This is a genomic window from Stenotrophomonas sp. INTA L402-1 (assembly GCF_059295135.1).
Genome location: NZ_JCAFWP010000106.1, coordinates 1 through 816 on the forward strand (window position 1 = coordinate 1; position 816 = coordinate 816).

2 protein-coding genes are annotated in these 816 nt (G+C 43.4%); both read left to right on the top strand.

The features are described from left to right. Positions 1-358 (top strand): thiamine pyrophosphate-dependent enzyme (locus tag AC5O77_RS21730; RefSeq protein ID WP_250997155.1); only part of this gene is annotated, 358 nt, incomplete at its 5' end. Between the two features lie 68 nt (positions 359-426). Further along, a partial coding sequence (locus tag AC5O77_RS21735; RefSeq protein WP_336478393.1) for an AEC family transporter occupies positions 427-816 on the top strand: 390 nt, incomplete at its 3' end.

Here is an 816-nt window from a genome sequence, read left to right on the forward strand (position 1 = left end):
TGATAGTGCTTTTGGCTTCAGTGGGATGGAGATTGAAACGATTTGTCGATATAACCTGCCGGTGACGATCGTTATTTTTAATAATGGCGGCATCTACAGAGGAGACGGTGTTGATCTCAGTGGCGCTGGTGCACCATCACCAACAGATCTATTGCACCATGCAAGGTATGACAAATTAATGGATGCGTTTCGTGGCGTTGGCTATAACGTCACCACGACAGATGAACTTCGTCATGCTTTAACTACCGGTATTCAGTCGCGCAAACCGACCATTATTAATGTGGTCATCGACCCAGCAGCAGGAACTGAAAGTGGCCATATTACCAAACTTAACCCAAAACAAGTCGCTGGTAATTAAATACTGACATCGTCTCCTCTTGCCAACTCATTATCGATGGTGAGGGGACCCTTATCGGAAATACTATTATGCTAACATTTTTTATTGGCGATTTATTGCCCATTATCGTAATCATGCTGTTGGGTTATTTTAGCGGCAGACGAGAAACTTTTTCAGAAGATCAAGCCCGGGCATTTAATAAACTGGTATTAAACTACGCTCTTCCTGCGGCCCTATTTGTTTCTATTACCCGGGCAAACAGGGAAATGATTTTTGCGGACACTCGCCTGACCCTTGTATCACTTGTGGTTATTGTCGGATGTTTCTTTTTCTCCTGGTTTGGTTGCTACAAATTTTTTAAACGTACTCATGCAGAAGCAGCAGTATGTGCATTAATTGCAGGTTCACCTACCATCGGATTCCTGGGATTTGCAGTTCTCGATCCTATTTATGGCGATTCCGTATCAACAGGTTTAGTG